The 16,211-nt window shown below is 68.3% G+C and carries 14 protein-coding genes; 6 read left to right on the top strand and 8 right to left on the bottom strand.

Annotated features, from left to right (window positions below; genetic code table 11):
* Window positions 1–65: 65 nt before the first annotated feature.
* Window positions 66–2,606 (top strand): trehalose-phosphatase, encoded by a 2,541-nt coding sequence (gene otsB, locus ACFWAY_RS00070; RefSeq protein WP_378509463.1) that lies wholly within the window; start codon window positions 66–68, stop codon window positions 2,604–2,606.
* 13 nt (window positions 2,607–2,619) lie between these two features.
* On the opposite strand, the gene ACFWAY_RS00065 is transcribed toward otsB, so the two are convergent.
* Window positions 2,620–3,708: a LacI family DNA-binding transcriptional regulator gene (locus ACFWAY_RS00065; RefSeq protein ID WP_378453503.1), complete on the bottom strand. Its 1,089-nt coding sequence runs from the start codon at window positions 3,706–3,708 to the stop codon at window positions 2,620–2,622.
* 138 nt (window positions 3,709–3,846) lie between these two features.
* Between ACFWAY_RS00065 and ACFWAY_RS00060 the strand changes: the two genes are divergently transcribed.
* Genes ACFWAY_RS00060 through ACFWAY_RS00050 form a run of 3 tightly spaced genes read left to right on the top strand, consistent with a single transcriptional unit; the run spans window position 3,847 to window position 6,585 of the window.
* Complete coding sequence (locus ACFWAY_RS00060; protein ID WP_378509462.1) at window positions 3,847–4,803, top strand: metal ABC transporter solute-binding protein, Zn/Mn family; 957 nt, start codon at window positions 3,847–3,849, stop codon at window positions 4,801–4,803.
* A gap of 13 nt (window positions 4,804–4,816) precedes the next feature.
* Window positions 4,817–5,695 carry a metal ABC transporter ATP-binding protein gene (locus ACFWAY_RS00055; protein WP_378453505.1) on the top strand — a complete coding sequence of 293 codons (879 nt, stop codon included), beginning with the start codon at window positions 4,817–4,819 and terminating at the stop codon, window positions 5,693–5,695.
* Window positions 5,692–6,585 carry a metal ABC transporter permease gene (locus ACFWAY_RS00050; protein WP_378453506.1) on the top strand — a complete coding sequence of 298 codons (894 nt, stop codon included), beginning with the start codon at window positions 5,692–5,694 and terminating at the stop codon, window positions 6,583–6,585. The genes ACFWAY_RS00055 and ACFWAY_RS00050 overlap by 4 nt, the downstream gene beginning before the upstream one ends.
* Window positions 6,586–6,661: 76 nt before the next feature.
* Here ACFWAY_RS00050 and ACFWAY_RS00045 read toward each other — a convergent pair whose 3' ends face one another.
* From ACFWAY_RS00045 to ACFWAY_RS00030, 4 genes are all read right to left on the bottom strand, one after another.
* On the bottom strand, window positions 6,662–7,198 hold the full coding sequence (locus ACFWAY_RS00045) for a DUF3558 domain-containing protein (protein ID WP_378509461.1): 537 nt from the start codon (window positions 7,196–7,198) through the stop codon (window positions 6,662–6,664).
* Window positions 7,195–7,608, bottom strand: a complete 414-nt coding sequence (locus ACFWAY_RS00040) for a hypothetical protein (RefSeq protein WP_378509460.1) — start codon at window positions 7,606–7,608, stop codon at window positions 7,195–7,197. Before ACFWAY_RS00040 ends, ACFWAY_RS00045 begins: the two co-directional genes overlap by 4 nt.
* A gap of 63 nt (window positions 7,609–7,671) precedes the next feature.
* Complete coding sequence (locus ACFWAY_RS00035) at window positions 7,672–8,472, bottom strand: ESX secretion-associated protein EspG (RefSeq protein WP_378509459.1); 801 nt, start codon at window positions 8,470–8,472, stop codon at window positions 7,672–7,674.
* Window positions 8,469–9,626 (bottom strand): hypothetical protein, encoded by a 1,158-nt coding sequence (locus ACFWAY_RS00030; RefSeq protein ID WP_378509458.1) that lies wholly within the window; start codon window positions 9,624–9,626, stop codon window positions 8,469–8,471. The genes ACFWAY_RS00035 and ACFWAY_RS00030 overlap by 4 nt, the downstream gene beginning before the upstream one ends.
* Window positions 9,627–9,742: 116 nt before the next feature.
* Between ACFWAY_RS00030 and ACFWAY_RS00025 the strand changes: the two genes are divergently transcribed.
* Together ACFWAY_RS00025 and pxpB are read left to right on the top strand one after the other, a co-directional pair.
* Window positions 9,743–10,501: a LamB/YcsF family protein gene (locus ACFWAY_RS00025; RefSeq protein WP_378453511.1), complete on the top strand. Its 759-nt coding sequence runs from the start codon at window positions 9,743–9,745 to the stop codon at window positions 10,499–10,501.
* Window positions 10,501–11,121 carry a 5-oxoprolinase subunit PxpB gene (pxpB, locus tag ACFWAY_RS00020; RefSeq protein ID WP_378509457.1) on the top strand — a complete coding sequence of 207 codons (621 nt, stop codon included), beginning with the start codon at window positions 10,501–10,503 and terminating at the stop codon, window positions 11,119–11,121. The genes ACFWAY_RS00025 and pxpB overlap by 1 nt, the downstream gene beginning before the upstream one ends.
* A gap of 44 nt (window positions 11,122–11,165) precedes the next feature.
* Here the strand turns inward: pxpB and ACFWAY_RS00015 are convergent, their stop codons facing one another.
* The 3 genes from ACFWAY_RS00015 to ACFWAY_RS00005 form a co-directional block, all read right to left on the bottom strand.
* Window positions 11,166–14,447 (bottom strand): NAD-glutamate dehydrogenase domain-containing protein, encoded by a 3,282-nt coding sequence (locus ACFWAY_RS00015; RefSeq protein ID WP_378509456.1) that lies wholly within the window; start codon window positions 14,445–14,447, stop codon window positions 11,166–11,168.
* A gap of 130 nt (window positions 14,448–14,577) precedes the next feature.
* Window positions 14,578–15,966: an aspartate aminotransferase family protein gene (locus tag ACFWAY_RS00010; protein ID WP_378509455.1), complete on the bottom strand. Its 1,389-nt coding sequence runs from the start codon at window positions 15,964–15,966 to the stop codon at window positions 14,578–14,580.
* Between the two features lie 20 nt (window positions 15,967–15,986).
* The coding region (locus tag ACFWAY_RS00005) for an aldehyde dehydrogenase family protein (RefSeq protein ID WP_378509454.1) at window positions 15,987–16,211 on the bottom strand (225 nt) is incomplete at its 5' end.

Below are 16,211 nucleotides of genomic sequence, written 5' to 3'. Positions count from 1 at the left end.
GCGATCGGGGCACAGCCCCGGCCGAGAACGCGCTCACAGCCGTCACATCCCCTAGATTTGAACCTGTGAGCGCCCATGATCTGCCCATCGAACTTCGTCGTGCCCTCTCGAGGGTTGCGCGGACCCCTCGCCTGCTCGTCGCTTCCGATTACGACGGCACGATGGCCCCCATCGTCTCCGACCCCGAGAAGGCGTTCCCCCACGCCGAATCGGTGCGCGCTCTCCGCGCCCTGGCCAGCCTCGCGGGAACGACGGCGGCCGTGATCTCGGGCCGCGCACTCAAGGACCTCGCCGCGCTGTCGCGGCTGCCCGCCGAGGTTCAACTGGTCGGCAGCCACGGCTCGGAATTCGACATCGGGTTCATCCATGCGATCGACGCCGACGCCAAGAAACTTCTCGGTGAGATCACCGAGGAACTCAACCGGATCGCCAAGCTGCACGCCGGCACGTCGGTGGAGGCGAAACCGGCGAGCGTCGCCCTCCACGTCCGCAACGCCGACGCCGAAGAAGGCGCCCTGGCCCTGGCCGCGGTGCGCGCCGACGCCGGGCAGCGCGTGGGCGTGCAGGTCACCGAGGGCAAGGCCGTCATCGAACTGGCCGTCGTCGCCACCGACAAGGGCCATGCCCTCGACCTGATCCGCCACCAGGACGGCGCGACGGCAGCCGTCTTCGTCGGCGACGACGTCACCGACGAGAAGGCGTTCGCGCGTCTCCAGGGCCCCGACCTCGGCGTGAAGGTGGGCCCCGGCGACAGCCTCGCCGAGTTCCGGGTGTCGAGCACCGAAGACGTGGCCGCGGCCCTCGCGTTCCTGCTGGAGGAGCGCCGCACCTGGCTGTCCGGGGCACACGCGCCGCCCATCGAGCGCCTCACCATGCTCGCCAGCCCGCGGACCGTCGCCCTCGTCACCCCCGACGCGACCCTCACCTGGCTGTGTCATCCCGAACCCGACTCGGCGTCCGTGTTCGCGCATCTGCTCGGTGGACCGGAAGCCGGCCACTTCAGCGTCGGCCCGCACCGCAGCGCACTGCCGCTGAGCCAGCGGTACATCGACAGCACCATGACCGTGCAGACACGGTGGGCCAGCCTGTCCGTCACCGACTACCTGCCGCACGACGTCCGTCTGGGCCGCACCGACCTGACCCGGGTGATCAGCGGCAAGGCCGCCGCCGTCGTAACGTTCGCACCGCGGCCCGAGTTCGGGCAGGGCCAGGTCATCCTCGAGGCCGTCAGCGAGGGACTGCGGGTGCACGGCACCAACGAGCCGATCGTCCTGCGTTCCCCCGGTGTGCAGTGGAACGTCACGTCCGACGGCAACCAGCAGACCGCGCATGCCGTCGTCGACCCGTCCGGCGGCGACGTCATCCTGGAATTGCGATGCGGCACCGAAGAACTCGGACCTTCGGAGACGCCCGAGCAGGAGCGCCGAGCACTGGCCGAATCGTACTGGTCGGACTGGGCGAAGAGCCTCACCCTGCCCACGCTCAAACCCGACCTGATGAAGCGCTCCGCGCTCACCCTCCGCGGTCTGGTGCACGTCGACTCCGGAGCGATCATGGCGGCCGCCACCACCTCGCTGCCCGAGGAGATCGGCGGCGTCCGCAACTGGGACTACCGCTACTGCTGGCTGCGCGACGCGGCGCTCACCGCGTCCGCGCTCGTCAGCCTCGGTTCCCTCAGCGAGGCCGAGGGCTACCTCGACTGGGTGCACGACGTCCTCGAGACCCTGCCCGGCCCCGAACGCCTGCACCCCCTCTACACGCTGCACGGTGGCGGTCTGCCGCCCGAGGCCGTCATCGACTCGCTGCCCGGCTACGCGGGCTCACGGCCGGTCCGCATCGGCAACGCGGCCAACCAGCAGGTCCAACTCGACGTGTTCGGACCCATCGTCGAACTCATCCACGACCTGTCCCACGCCCGCGAGAAGCAGGGCGCCCCGGTGGCGCTCAACGACCGCGACTGGGAACTGGTGTGCGCCATGGTCGAGGCCGTCGAACGTCGCTGGTTCGAACCCGACCACGGCATCTGGGAAATCCGCGACAACCCGCGTCACCACGTGTATTCCAAGGTGATGGGGTGGGTCACCATCGACCGCGCGGTAGCGCTGGCCGAGCACTTCGGCCGCGACATCGAGCCCGGCTGGACGCCGTTGCGCGACAAGATCGCGGATGAGGTGCGCGAGAAGGGCTGGAAAGACGAGGTCCGCTCGTACACCGCCGCCTACGACGGCACCGACCTCGACGCCGCCACCCTGTACATCGGACTGTCCGGGCTGATCGACCCGTCGGACGAGAAGTTCGCGGCCACCGTCACGGCGACCGAGGCGGAACTGCGCAGCGGCTCGACCGTGTACCGGTACCACCACGACGACGGACTGCCCGGCACCGAGGGCGGGTTCCACCTCTGCGCGGCGTGGCTGGTCGAGGCGTACCTGCTGATCGGGCAGCGGTCACAGGCGGAGGCACTGTTCGCGCAACTGGTCGACGCCGCCGGGCCGACCGGACTGCTCAGCGAGGAGTACGACCCCGTCGCCGAGCGGTCGCTGGGCAACCACCCCCAGGCGTACAGCCACCTGGGACTGCTCCGTTGCGCTCAACTCCTGGCCTGAGAGGGAGGCCGGGTCAGCGCTTGGCGGGCCCGGCCGTCGAACCCCGCAGCAGTTCGGTCTCGAGCATCTCGACGGTCGCGACGCCGGAGTGCGACGGGGACATGAGCAGGGCGCCTGCCCGGCGACCCTTCTCCTCCTGAGGTTGCCGCACGGTGGTCAGGCCCTCGCGGAGTGCGTCGTCGACGCCGTCGAATCCGGTGATCGACAGCCGGCCGGGCACGTCGATGCCCTGCCAGCGCGCCCAGTCCAGCGCGCCGAGCGCGAGGACGTCGGTGGTGCACACGAGCGCGGTGATCCGCGGATTAACGCCGAGTGCCTGCGCGGCAGCGGCGTGCCCCGACTTCCCGGTGTGCTCGAACCGCTCGACGACGGTCAGCGTCCGAGGGTCCAGGCCGGCGTCGGACATGGCGTCGCGCACTCCCTCGATGCGTTCACGCTGGACGTGGAAGTTCGGTGACCGCAGACGCTCGACGTCGGCCACCCCGTCCGAGCGGTCGCGCCCGAGCCTCATGCTCAGCACGCCGATGTCGCGGTGGCCGAGCCCGATCAGATAGTCGGCGAGACCCCGCATCGCGCCGCGGTCGTCGATGCCGATGAGCGATGCCCCCGGGATCTCCCGCGGCTGATCGCACACGACCACCGGCAGGTGACGCTCGCACACCGCCGCGAGGTACGGGTCGTCGTCCGCCACCGAATACACGACGAACCCGTCGACGCCCGCCTGCTGCACGACCGCGGCGGCGTCCGCCTCCTCGCGACCCGGACCCGCCGGAATCAGGAGCAGACCCTGCCCGGCGGCCTCGCACGACTCGGCCAGTCCGGACAGAAAGCTCATCGCGGCGGGGTCGCGGAAGGAGTAGCTGAGGGCTTCGGTGAGCAGCAGTCCCACGGCACCGGCCTTGCGGGTGCGCAGGGATCGGGCCACCGGGTCGGGGCCGGGGTAGCCGCGGCGCTTGGCCGCCTGCATCACGCGGTCGCGGAGTTCCGCGGAGAGTTGATCGGGCCGGTTGTAGGCGTTGGACACCGTCGTTCGCGAAATATTGAGCTCGGCCGCGAGCGACGCCAGCGTGGCTTGGCGACGAGGCTGTCGAGACCTGGGCATAGGGGGACGTTAGTACCCGGCCCGCGTTCGGGCGCGTCGGGGCTGCACCGAAAGTGCACTACCAGGACCTATCCGCTAAAGTGCAACGGTAACGGTTTCCAATAGCGTTTAGCGTTCGTCTTCGGTCAGGAGTTTTCTGTGCGCGCTTCCTCAGGTTTTCGTGCCGCCACGGCGGCCGTCGGGCTGTCGTTCGCCGCGGCCCTCACCCTCACCGCCTGCGGCTCCGACACGACCAGTGACGGCGCGCTGACCGTCGTCGCGTCGACGAACGTGTGGGGCAGCGTCGCGCAGGCAGTCGCCGGCGACAAGGTGGACGTCACCTCGATCATCACCGAACCGTCGTCCGACCCGCACTCGTTCGAGGCGAGCCCCACCGACGCCGCCAAGCTCACCGACGCCTCCCTGATCGTCTACAACGGCGGCGGGTACGACCACTTCGTCGACGACATCATCGGCACCAGTAACAGCGACCAGCTCACGGTCAACGCGTTCGACCTCCTCGAGGGCGGCGCGCACGCGGGCGAGGACGAGCACTCGGACGGCGGAGACTCGCACGAGGGCCACGATCACGGCGACGTGAACGAACACGTCTGGTTCGACGTCGACACCGTCGACGCCACCGCGCAGTCCATCGCGGACAAGCTCGGCCAACTCGACCCCGACAACGCCGACGCCTACAAGGCCAATGCCGCCACCTTCCACGGTCAGCTCGAGCAGATCTCCGCGATCACCGACGGAATCGCGGCAGCCCACAAGGACGCACCCGTCGCCCAGACCGAACCGATCGCCTACTACCTGCTGCAGTCCGCGGGCCTGAAGGACGTCACCCCGCCCGATTTCACGAGCGCCATCGAGAACGGCAACGACCCCGCACCCGCCGCCATCGCCGCCACGCGACAGCTGCTCACCGACAAGCAGGTGCAGGCCCTCGTCTACAACGTGCAGACGCAGGACCGGGTCACCCAGGACGTGCGGGCCACGGCCGAGTCGGCGGGAATCCCCATCGTCGAGGTGACCGAAACCCTGCCCGAAGGCCTGGACTACATTCAGTGGCAGACCAAGACCGCCGAGTCGCTTGCTGCGGCTCTGCAATAGAACTGATCGGCTTGTGACAGAACCCACTTCGAAGAACGCCGGCAACGGTCGCGTCCCCGCACTGGAACTGACGGGGGCGCGACTGTCCTTCGGCGAACGCACACTCTGGCAGGACCTCGACATCACCGTGGAACCCGGCGAATTCGTCGCCGTCCTCGGACCCAACGGGTCGGGCAAGACGTCCCTGCTGAAGGTGCTGCTCGGCCAGCTCGCCCTCAGCTCCGGCACCGCGCGCATCGCCGGATCACCGGCGCGGAAGGGTAATTCGCACGTCGGATACATCCCCCAGCAGAAGTCGCTCGACGACGGGCTGCCACTGCGGGGCCGCGACCTCGTCGGCCTCGGAGTCGACGGCCACCAGTGGGGAACCGGCCTCCTCCGGCGAGGCCGGCGCCGTGCGATCGTCGACGCGGCAATCGCCGAAGTCGGCGCCCAGAACTACGCGGACGCGCCGATCGGTTCCATGTCCGGCGGCGAGCAGCAACGACTGCGTATCGCGCAGGCCCTCGTCGGCAATCCGCAGATCCTGCTGTGCGACGAACCGCTGCTCAGCCTCGACCTGGCCAACCAGAATCTCGTGTCGGGACTCATCGACCGGCGGCGACGCACCCACGACACCGCGGTCCTGTTCGTCACCCACGAGATCAACCCGATCCTCCCGCTCGTCGACCGCGTGCTCTACCTCGTCGACGGACAGTTCCGCATCGGCAAACCGGAAGAGGTCATGACGTCGGAGGTGCTGTCCGAGCTGTACCGCACCGACGTCGAGGTGCTGCACGTACGCGGCCGTCTCGTCGTGATCGGCACCGGCGACGCCATCGACGCGCTCGGCAGCGCGGGCGGCCTCCGCCCCGGCGAGGGTGTGCACCACACGGACGAGGGACACGCATGAGCAACAAGTTCACCGACGCGATGTCGCACATGTTCGATGTCTCGGCCACCGTCGACCTCCTGCAGTACGACTTCGTCCAGCAGGCATTGATCGCCGGCGCCATCCTCGGCCTGCTGGCAGGAGCCATCGGCCCGCTCATCGTGAGCAGGCAGATGTCGTTCGCCGTGCACGGCACGAGCGAGCTGTCCCTGACCGGTGCGTCGGCGGCCCTGCTCATCGGCGTCAGCGTCGGAGCCGGCGCCATCGCCGGGTCGGTGGTCGCGGCGGTCCTGTTCGGACTACTCGGCGCGAAGGCCCGCGACCGTGACTCCGTCATCGGCGTCATCATGGCGTTCGGGCTCGGCCTGTCGGTGCTGTTCATCTGGTCGTACCAAGGGCGCACCGGCACTAGTTTCTCGCTGCTGATCGGCCAGATCGTGGCGCCAGGAGACAGCGGCCTGCAACTGCTGCTGCTCTGCGCTGTGCTGGTCATCGGGGCCCTCGGCCTGATCTACCGTCCCCTCCTGTTCGCCAGCACCGACCCCGACGTCGCCGAGGCCCGCGGCGTGCCGGTCCGTGCGCTGTCGATCGTGTTCGCCGTGCTCGTCGGCATCACAGCCGCCCTCGGCGTCCAGATCGTCGGTGCCCTGCTGGTGATGGCACTGCTCATCACCCCCGCCGCAGCCGCCGCCTACGTCACCGCCAGCCCATTGAAGGCCACGATCCTGTCGATCGTGTTCGCCGAACTCGCCGCCGTCGGCGGCATCCTGCTGTCGCTCGCACCCGGTGTGCCCGTGTCGAGCTTCGTCACCACGATCTCGTTCGTCATCTACCTCGTGTGCCGGCTCAGCGGATCCTCCCGACGCAAGAACGCGGGACGCATCACCCCCACCCACACACACACGCACTGAACCGCCACTCTCCGCGATCCGACGGCCGAACCGGCCCTCCCACGCCGAAGAGTGGAGGCTCAGTACAACTTCTGACCTACAGGTGGTCGGGGAAATACGGCGCCAGCGTCGTCGCCACCTTCGTCGCCTGATCACACGCCGCGTCGACGGTCGTGAAATCCTCCAACTCGCTGTACCCGATCATGAACTCGAGAATCCCCGGCTCGATCGCCACCGACACCGTGCACGCACTGCCGCCACGGAAATCCGACACCAGAGCACGCCGCCCGCCGATCTCGGTCTCACTCAGGACGTCGAAGCGGTCGTCGCTCTTCACGCTGTCGGGTGCTTCACCGATTGCCGAAATGACGATCCCTGAATACGAATCTTGCGACTGAAATCCGCATCCGAAGTTCTGAGGATTGTCGCGGTCCGGCATGCGATCGGGTGGCCGGGCATCCAAGCGGACAGCCGCCAGAGCTTCCGAACTGAATCCGTCGCACGGGTGAAATGTGATCTCAGGAACTGGCGTCTCGTCCGCCTGTCCGTCGACCGGCTCCGCACAGCCACCAGCGACCAAGACGCCCATGGTAATTGCGAACGGCAATACGAAGCGCCGGACGCGAGTATTCACAGCTCAGATCCTGCGGTTCCGAGGCTTGCAGCGATGGCCTCATCCTGCGCGGTATAGCTGGCGAGAACTGCTTCGAACATCGATTTCATATCCTTCACATACGACTGGTGCGCGGTGAGCAATCCGACCGCAGTGTTCGCTACGCCGATGCCGCTTCCCCCGATTGCTTTCTCGTCGAATTTGCGAGCCAACTCCCGCGCGGACTCGATGTCTTTCTCACCGATACCCAAGTCGGTTGCGCGCAGTTCGTGGCGCGCCCGGTTTGCGAGTTCCCCCATACGCCGCGCGTGGTCATCGCACAGCTTGATGCACTGCTCGATGCCGGCGGGGTCGAGTTCGAGCCTGCCTCCCCCGACGACGTTTTCGGTGAAAGCCTTCCATCCGGCTTTTGGTGCTTCTGGCCCCGCCATGTTGGTGTCCCCTCCGTGTGTCCTGCTGTGTCCCCACCTGTGCAATCGCCGGCGCGTGGCAATCTACCAACCGCGGGCACCGACCGACCCCGCTCGAGGAGTGGTACCGACCCTGATCAGGGTGTCGAGCGAAGATACGAGCTGTTCGGGGCCTGCCGGGTGCGCAGCGGCAGGATCGTGCGGTCCGATCGCGTAACGTCCGTCGCCGGCGATGTCGATCCATTGCATGACGCCGACGTCCCTGCCGGTGCCGTAACGGGGGCCGCGGAAGACCCGGATCTTCCCGCGTCCCGCGTATCCCTTCTGCACGGCGGATTCGAGTCGCGGGGCGGGCGCCGCCCTATTGACCTCCTGCAGGATTCCTCGAGAGAAGTGGGTGTCCTGTTCGTCCCGACGCTGGAACCGGCGGCGGCCGGCGGCGTTCTGCGGGATCAGCCCGATCAGCTGGGCGCCCAGGCGCCCGGCCGCACCGGCGCCGATCAGCTGGGCGCCCAGGCGCCCGGCCGCACCGGCGCCGATCACCACGTCGCCGCCGATCTGCGGTACCCGGCCGGGGAGCTGCGACGCGATCACCACCCATTGCCGGTGTTGCGCACCGATGATGCGGATCGGGGTCTCATCGGCGCTGGAACCGGAGATCTCGACATACGCCTCGGGCTCGGCGAGCACGCCCAACGCCGACCTCACATCGTCGTGTTCGGCTCCCGCGAAGGCTTCTCGTATCCGGTTCTGCTCGGCGACATATGCATTGAGCCCGGGGTGTGCGCTCACTATCCGGAACGGGTACGGGGTGCGGTCCTGCCCGGTGCCGGCCCACAGCACGTCGAACAGTTCGGGTCGCAGCCGCCAGTTGCGCATGTTCATGCGCCGATCACCGGTGGCGAGACGGGGGGCAGTTTGCCGATCAACTCGTTGCCGTTGTCGAGGGTGATCAGGTAGTCGGGCGTCTTGTGTTCCTTGTCCTCGCCGCCGCCCTTGGCGCCCCCTGCGCCGCCCATCATTCCCCCGCCCATCGGGCCGGTGCCCCGCATTCCGGTACCGGCGTGACCTCCGGCGGTGGCCCCCGCCACCCCGGGTGTGGTGCCGGGCCGTGCCACGGTCCCCGGCCGATTCCCGGTGCCGACGCCACCGCCGAGTCCGCCGACGCCGAGCCCGCCTCCACCAGGACCCCCACCCGCACCTGCGGATCGTGAGCCGGCGCCCGAGGACGAATCGGCGCTGGAAGGCATGCCCGACCGGCTCTGCGCCTGATCACCCGTCACCGAGGCCGGGGCCGTCGTCGCCGGTGCGGTGGCAGCCGACGGCGTGGTTGCTGCATTCTGCTGCGTGCCGTCCGCAGCGGGTGCGCCGTCCACACTTGGCTCGGCGGAGGGGTCGTTCACGGGAGCGTCGCCGGAATTCGGCTGCCCGGCGCTCGGTCCGCCGAACCGATCGGTCGAACTCGGGGTGCCGCCCGCGTAGTCGACACCGGGCCCGGCCGGACCCGAAGGAACGTCGACGATGCTCTCCGGCTTCGTGAACGACGGGACGTTGCCGTCCGACGTCGCGAGTCCCGGGTTGTAGATCGTGGCCATCTTCTCGCGCGCTTCGCCCTCGCGCCGGTAGTACTCGTCTTCGGTGTCCGTGTCCCAGGGCGTCAACTTGTCCCACAGTCCGGTGCCGATGGTTTCGGGGACCTGCGACCGAAGCGACGCGACCGTCTCCGCCAGCGGCGTCAGCGCGGCCGCCACTCCGTGAAGTTGCTCCTGCGCCTGCGGCGCGGAGGTCGAGTACCGCTCGGTCTCGCCGTATGCCGCCGACGCGGCAGCACCTTGCCAGCTCTCGCTGATCGTCTTCTTGATCGCGTCGCTGACCTCGACGATCGCGTGGTGGGCCGTCGTCCCCAGTTCGGCCCAGGCTCTTGCGATGCCGCTGACGTGCTCGACATTCATGCCGGCGACGGCACTCGCGATCCTCGCGTGGTCCCACTGGTCCGAGTGAAAGTTCTCGGGATCCTTGATATATGCCGGGTCGGTCACGATTCCCCCTCCGATGACGCACAGTCAATTGTTCTGACGCAGCAGGACCCTCACCGGTTCCGCCCGCCCCCGCGAGAAATCTACAAGACGGCACTCGGAACCCTAGTATCGAATATGTGCCGGCAATCGATCTGAACAGCGACCTCGGCGAGAGCTACGGCGCCTGGACCCTCGGCGACGACCTGGCGATGCTGAAGCTCGTGACCAGCGCCAACGTGGCCTGCGGCTTTCATGCGGGCGATCCCGCGACCCTGTTGGCCACCTGTTCGGCGGCGGCCGAGCTGACGGTGCGGATCGGCGCGCAGGTGGGCTACCACGACCTCGCCGGGTTCGGGCGCCGGTTCATCGACGTAGCCCCACGTGACCTGACGGCCGACGTCGTCTATCAGATCGGCGCCCTCGACGGTCTCGCCCAGGTTTCCGGCTCGGCGGTGGCGTACGTGAAACCGCACGGCGCGCTGTACAACGCAATCGTGCATCATCGCGAGCAGGCCCGCGCGGTGGTCGAGGCGGTCAGCGCGTACGACCCGACGCTTCCGGTCCTCGGTCTGCCCGGTTCCGTGTTCCTCGAGGAGGCCGAGAAGGCGGGACTGCGGACGGTCACCGAGGCGTTCGCCGACCGCGCATACACCCCCGAGGGAACGCTGGTGCCGCGCACGACGGACGGGGCCGTCCTGCACGATCCCGCGGTGGTGGCCGAACGGGTCCGCAGTCTCGTCGTCGATCACACCGTCGAAGCGATCGACGGCACAGTACTCACGGTCACCGCCGAATCCGTCTGCGTGCACGGTGATACGCCCGCAGCTGTCGAGATGGCCACTGCCATCCGGTCGTTGCTCGACACCGAGGGCATCACGGTGGAGGCGTTCGTGTGATGCGCATCCTCGACGTCGGAGAAAGCGCAGTCCTCGCCGAGTTCGAGGACCTCGGCACCGTGCTCGCGCATTTTCGTGCGCTGGACGACTCCCGGCCACCCGGAGTCGTGGAGGTGATCCCGGCTGCGCGCACCATCCTGGTGCGGTTCGACCACGGCGCGACCAGCCGTGACCGCGTCGCCAAGTGGGTGCGGACCACGGAACCGGAGGCGGCGGTCGCCGAGGATTCCCCCGACGAGATCCGGATAGCCGTGCGCTACGACGGTCCCGACCTCGAGGACGTGGCCGAGCTGACCGGTCTGGGTGTCGACGGCGTCGTCGCCGCACACACCGGAACACCGTGGACGGTGGCGTTCTGCGGCTTCGCCCCCGGTTTCGGCTACCTCACCGGCGGCGCACCCGAACTGCACGTGCCGCGACGCGCGACGCCTCGGACCTCAGTCCCCGCCGGGACCGTGGCATTGGGAGGCGAGTTCACGGGAATCTATCCCCGCAGCTCGCCCGGCGGCTGGCAACTCATCGGCACCACCGACGAACCCATCTGGGATGCCGAACGCACTCCCCCCGCTCTGCTCCGCCCCGGCGTCGTCGTGCGCTTCGCGCCTGTGAGTACTTATTAACCGCCCGACGTTAATAAGTACTCACAGGCGCGAAGCGCGTTATGTCAGTGCAGATCTGCCATGGACCGCATATGGCGCGCCGCGACCGACAGCGATGCGAGATCAGGGGTGGCTGCGGCGTCGATCTCCCCCAGCGTCCGACGAGCACGCTCAATCCTCGCCCGGTTCGTACTCTCCCACAGCAGAATCCGGGAGTCCGGCGCATCACCGGGCTCCCCCGACGACAGTACGTCCCGTGTCAGGAGCCTGACGCTGCGGTACAGGTCGTCCCGCAGCGCCACCCGGGCGAGGGTGTGCCACCGCTCGCCCCGCGGAAGCGCCGACACCTTGATCAGCCACTGATCCACGCCGAGGTGATCGGAGAGCGCGAAGTAGAGCGGCGCCACCTCGGCGACGTCGTGCTCCAGTTCGCGGGCGACGTCGACGATGTCGAGCAGGCTGAACCGGTAGAGGCCATCCGCGATTCGCCGGGCGGTGGACGTCTCGACGCCCGCCTCGTCGTAGAGGCGACGCGTTTCCTCCATCGCCAGCACCTCCGCGCCGCGGAGCCATCCGCCGACGTCACCGGAATGCGTGTGGACGTGGCGTCGGAAATTGTCGATCTCGGCGTCCACCGACAGCGGCTGACGACGGTTGGCGAGGAACCACCGCGACGCCCGGTCGAGCAGCCGTCGGGCCTCGACGACCAGCTCGTACTCTGTCGCCGGTGGCAGCTTCGCCGCGGCGATGTCGGACCAGAGTTCCGCGAGCCCGAACACTTCCGACGTGATGACGAACGCGCGCACCACATCCGCGGGCGCGGCCCCCGTCTCCTCACGCAGCCGGTACGCATACGTGAGCCCGCCGCGGGCGAAGATGTCGTTCACGATCTCGGTGGCGAGGATCTCCTGGCGGAGGGGGTGCGCGTCGACGGGGAGGACGGAGCGCAGCGCAGCCGGGAAGTACGCGCCGAGCCGTTCGGAGAAGTACCCGTCGGCGAAGACGTCCGTATCCTCGAGTTCCGCTTTGAGATCCAGCTTGGCGTGGGCGAGGAGCGTCGCCAGTTCCGGCGAGGTCAGTCCGAGCCCCGCCTCCGACAATTCGGCGAACCCCTCGGCGTTCGGGAGCGCCTCCAGCTCGCAGTCCAGACCGCGCTTGTCGACCAGGTCGTTCACCATCCTCGAGTGCACGTCCACCATCCGGTGGGCGTTCGACCGGGCGTCGCCGAGTACCCGGTTCTGCGCGCGATTGTTCGCGAGCACGAGTTCCGACACGTCGTCGGTGAGCGCCCCGAGCAGGTCCGAGCGCCGAGTCGGGTCCAGCCTCTGGTCGACGGGCAGCGAGTCGAGCAGGATCTTGATGTTCACCTCGTGGTCCGAGCAGTCCACTCCGGCCGAGTTGTCCAGTGCATCCGTGTTGACGAGTCCACCCGCGCGGGCGAATTCGATGCGGGCGAGCGGCGTCATGCCCAGGTTGCCGCCCTCGGCGACGGCGCGTGCACGCAGTCGGCCCGCGTCGATCCGGACGGTGTCGTTCGCTTTGTCACCCGCGTCCGTGTGCGACTCCGACGAGGCCTTGACGTACGTCCCGACTCCGCCGTTGAACAGCAGGTCCACCGGGGCGGCGAGGATGGCGCGGATCATCTCCGGCGGCGTCAACGTCGTCACCGACGGAGCGAGGCCGAGCGCCGTCCGTATCTGGCTGCTCACCGGGATCGACTTGCTCTCGCGCGACCAGACGCCGCCACCCTCACTGATGAGGGTCCGGTCATAGTCGGCCCACGACGACCTCGGCAGCTCGAACAACCGGCGGCGTTCCTGCCAGGCCTGCTCCCGGCCGGGAGTGGGGTCGACGAAGATGTGGCGGTGGTCGAACGCGGCGACCAGCCCGATGCCGGCACTCGCCAGCATGGCGTTCCCGAAGACGTCGCCGCTCATGTCGCCGATCCCCGTAACTCTGAAACTGTCACGGTCGACATCGATACCGAGTTCGGCCAGATGCCGGGTGACGCTCACCCACGCACCCTTCGCGGTGATGCCCATCTTCTTGTGGTCGTAGCCGACCGAACCGCCGGACGCGAACGCGTCACCGAGCCAGAAGTCGTACGTCCGGGCAACCTCGTTGGCGGCGTCGGAGAACGTGGCAGTGCCCTTGTCCGCCGCCACCACGAGGTAGGGGTCGTCACCGTCCCGGCACACGACACGGTCCGGATGAACTGATTCGGCTGTGTCCGAACGGTTATCGGTGACGTCGAGCAGACCGGAGATGAACTGCCGGTAGCACTCCTGGCCGGTGGACGACGGATTGCGCACGACGAAACCGCCCTTGGCGCCCGCGGGCACGATGACGGCGTTCTTCACCGCCTGCGCCTTGACGAGTCCGAGGATCTCGGTGCGGTAGTCGTCGAGACGGTCGGACCAGCGGAGCCCGCCGCGCGCGACGGGTCCGTATCGCAGGTGCACGCCCTCCATTTCCGGTGAATACACGAAGACCTCGTAGAACGGCCGCGGTCGCGGAAGCTCGTCGATCTCGGCGGAGCGGAACTTCAGCGACAACTGGGGCCGAGCCGGACCGAGGGCTCCGTCCCGATAGAAGTTCGTGCGGGTCGTCGCCGCGACGAGGCTCGAGTAGGCGCGCAGGATCCGGTCGGCGTCGAGGCCCTCCACCTCGGCCAGCAGCGATTCGACTCGGCGCGCACGCGGTTCGACTTCGCCGTCGCGGGACGTGCCGCCACCGGGACGGGATGGATCGAAGTGCGCGTGGAACAGATCCACGAGCGCCGACGCGAACTCGGGACGCGACAGCAGGACCGCCTCGATCCGGCCCTGGTCGTAGGGCAGAGCACTCTGCCGCAGGAAGCGTGCGTACGCGCGCAGGAGCACCACCTCCCGCCAGTCGAGGCCGGCGGCTAGCACCAGCACGTTGAACCGGTCCGCCTCCGCGCGGCCCGACCACATCGCACGAAACGTTTCCAGGACGGCCTCGGGTTCGACAGATCCCGACGCCACCGCGGACGCGACGAGCGGTCCCGCGGACACCCGGAAGTCGTAGAGCCGGCACACCAATCCGTCGGCGCGGCGGAACACCGACGTCCGCTGGTCGACGACCTCGAGGTCGAGACTCCCGAGGAGTCGGAGCACCCGCTCGAGCGACACGGTCGAGCCTCCGCTGTAGAGCGTGACCCGGAATTGCCGGTTTTCGTTCGGTCCGACGGTGTCGACGTGCAGGTCGAATGCGTCGGCGGTCAGTCGGTCGAGGATGGCGACGTCGGGAACCGGCGGCCGATCCCGTTCCTCGACATAGCCTTCCGGCAGGGACAGTGCGAGCGTGGACGTGGTCGAGCTCATAGATTCTCTCCGTTGAGATCCGGGCGCCGTGTGGTTGTCGTGGAAAACGAGAAAGATCCGCCCCGCGGGCGCCATTGACCGCGGGACGGATCGAGTGTCAGGACACGGGTGTGTCGGCAGACGGGGTGTGTCAGGAGTTGCGGTGTGCGTCCGCGATGTCGAGGACAGTGTCGAGGATCGCGAGCCCCTCACGGGCCTCGGCCTCGGTGACGGTGCACGGCGGCACAGCGTGAATGCGATTGAAGTTGGCGAACGGCAGCAATCCACCCGCCTTGCACGCCGCGATCACTTCGTTCATCGCCGGACTGGAGGTGCCGTACGGTGCGAGCGGTTCCTTCGTGGCACGGTCGGAGACCAGTTCGATCGCCCAGAACACGCCGAGCCCGCGGACTTCACCGATCGACGGGTGCCGGTCGGCGAGGCCACGCAGCCCGGGACCGAGGATTTCGCTGCCGATCCGGGCCGCGTTCTCGACGATCCGCTCGTCCTCCATCGCGTTGATCGTCGCAACGGCGGCCGCGGTGGCGAGCGGGTGTCCCGAGTAGGTGAGTCCGCCGGGGTACGGCCGGTCGGCGAACGTCGCCGCGATCTTCTCGCTGATCGCGACACCGCCGAGCGGCACGTAGCCGGAGTTGACCCCCTTCGCGAACGTGATCAGGTCGGGAACGACACCGAAATGGTCGATCGCGAACCACTTTCCTGTCCGGCCGAACCCGGACATCACCTCGTCGGCGATGAACACGATGCCGTAGCGGTCGCAGATCTCGCGCACACCGGCCATGTAACCGAGCGGGGGCACCATGATCCCCGCGGTCCCGGGAACCGATTCGAGCACGATCGCTGCGATCGAGTTCGGCCCCTCGAGACGGATCAGCTGGTCGAGGTGCTCGAGCGCACGCTCGGTTTCCTGCTGCTCGTTCTCGGAGTGGAACTGCGACCGGTACAGGAACGGTCCGTGGAAGTGGACGACTCCGCTGTTGCCGTAGTCGTTGGGCCACCGGCGCGGATCGCCGGTGAGGTTGATCGCGGTGTCCGTGCCACCGTGGTACGAGCGGTACCGCGACAGCACCTTGTAGCGGCCGGTGTGCAGCCGAGCCATGCGCACCGCGTGCTCGTTGGCGTCAGCGCCGCCGTTGGTGAAGAACACCTTGTTCAGGTCACCCGGGGTCCGCTCGGCGATCAGCCGCGCGGCCTCGGAGCGGGCGTCGTTCGCGTACTGCGGTGCGATGGTGCACAACTTCGCGGCCTGGTCCTGAATGGCGGCAACGACTTTCGGGTGCTGGTGCCCGATGTTCGTGTTGACGAGCTGGGACGAGAAGTCGAGCATGCGGTTCCCGGCGCCGTCCCACACGTACGAACCCTCGGACGCGAGGATCGTCATCGGGGTGATCTGCTCCTGCGCGGACCACGAATGAAACACGTGCGCACGGTCGAGGGCATACGCCCGCTCCCCCTCGGCGCGGGCCGCGTCGAGGGACTGACCGGTGGGGAGGAGTTCCTGGGAGACTGTCGTCGTCATGACCGTAGGTCCTTTCCGGCTCAGTTGTTCTGGGGGAAGCCGAGGTTGAGGCCGCCGTGGCTGGGGTCGAGCCAGCGGGTGGTGACGACCTTGCCGCGGGTGAAGAAGTGCACGCCTTCGGTGCCGTGCGCATGGCTGTCGCCGAACAGCGAGTTCTTCCAGCCACCGAAGGAGTAGTAGGCCATCGGGACGGGGATGGGGACGTTGATGCCGACCATGCCGACCTCGACCTCGTTCTGGAATCG

Origin of the sequence: Rhodococcus sp. NPDC059968 (genome assembly GCF_042738615.1) — a bacterium.
Classification (GTDB): domain Bacteria; phylum Actinomycetota; class Actinomycetes; order Mycobacteriales; family Mycobacteriaceae; genus Rhodococcus_F.
The sequence above is the reverse complement of the archived record's forward strand: the minus strand, read 5'-3'. Positions and strand labels throughout refer to the sequence as shown.

Coding starts and splice junctions, on each gene's coding strand:
- ACFWAY_RS00040 (WP_378509460.1), bottom strand. CDS start 7,608: ATGGCGGGGCCAGAAGCACCAAAAGCCGGATGGAAGGCTTTCACCGAA.
- ACFWAY_RS00050 (WP_378453506.1), top strand. CDS start 5,692: ATGAGCAACAAGTTCACCGACGCGATGTCGCACATGTTCGATGTCTCG.
- ACFWAY_RS00035 (WP_378509459.1), bottom strand. CDS start 8,472: ATGAACATGCGCAACTGGCGGCTGCGACCCGAACTGTTCGACGTGCTG.
- ACFWAY_RS00015 (WP_378509456.1), bottom strand. CDS start 14,447: ATGAGCTCGACCACGTCCACGCTCGCACTGTCCCTGCCGGAAGGCTAT.
- pxpB (WP_378509457.1), top strand. CDS start 10,501: ATGCGCATCCTCGACGTCGGAGAAAGCGCAGTCCTCGCCGAGTTCGAG.
- ACFWAY_RS00065 (WP_378453503.1), bottom strand. CDS start 3,708: ATGCCCAGGTCTCGACAGCCTCGTCGCCAAGCCACGCTGGCGTCGCTC.
- ACFWAY_RS00010 (WP_378509455.1), bottom strand. CDS start 15,966: ATGACGACGACAGTCTCCCAGGAACTCCTCCCCACCGGTCAGTCCCTC.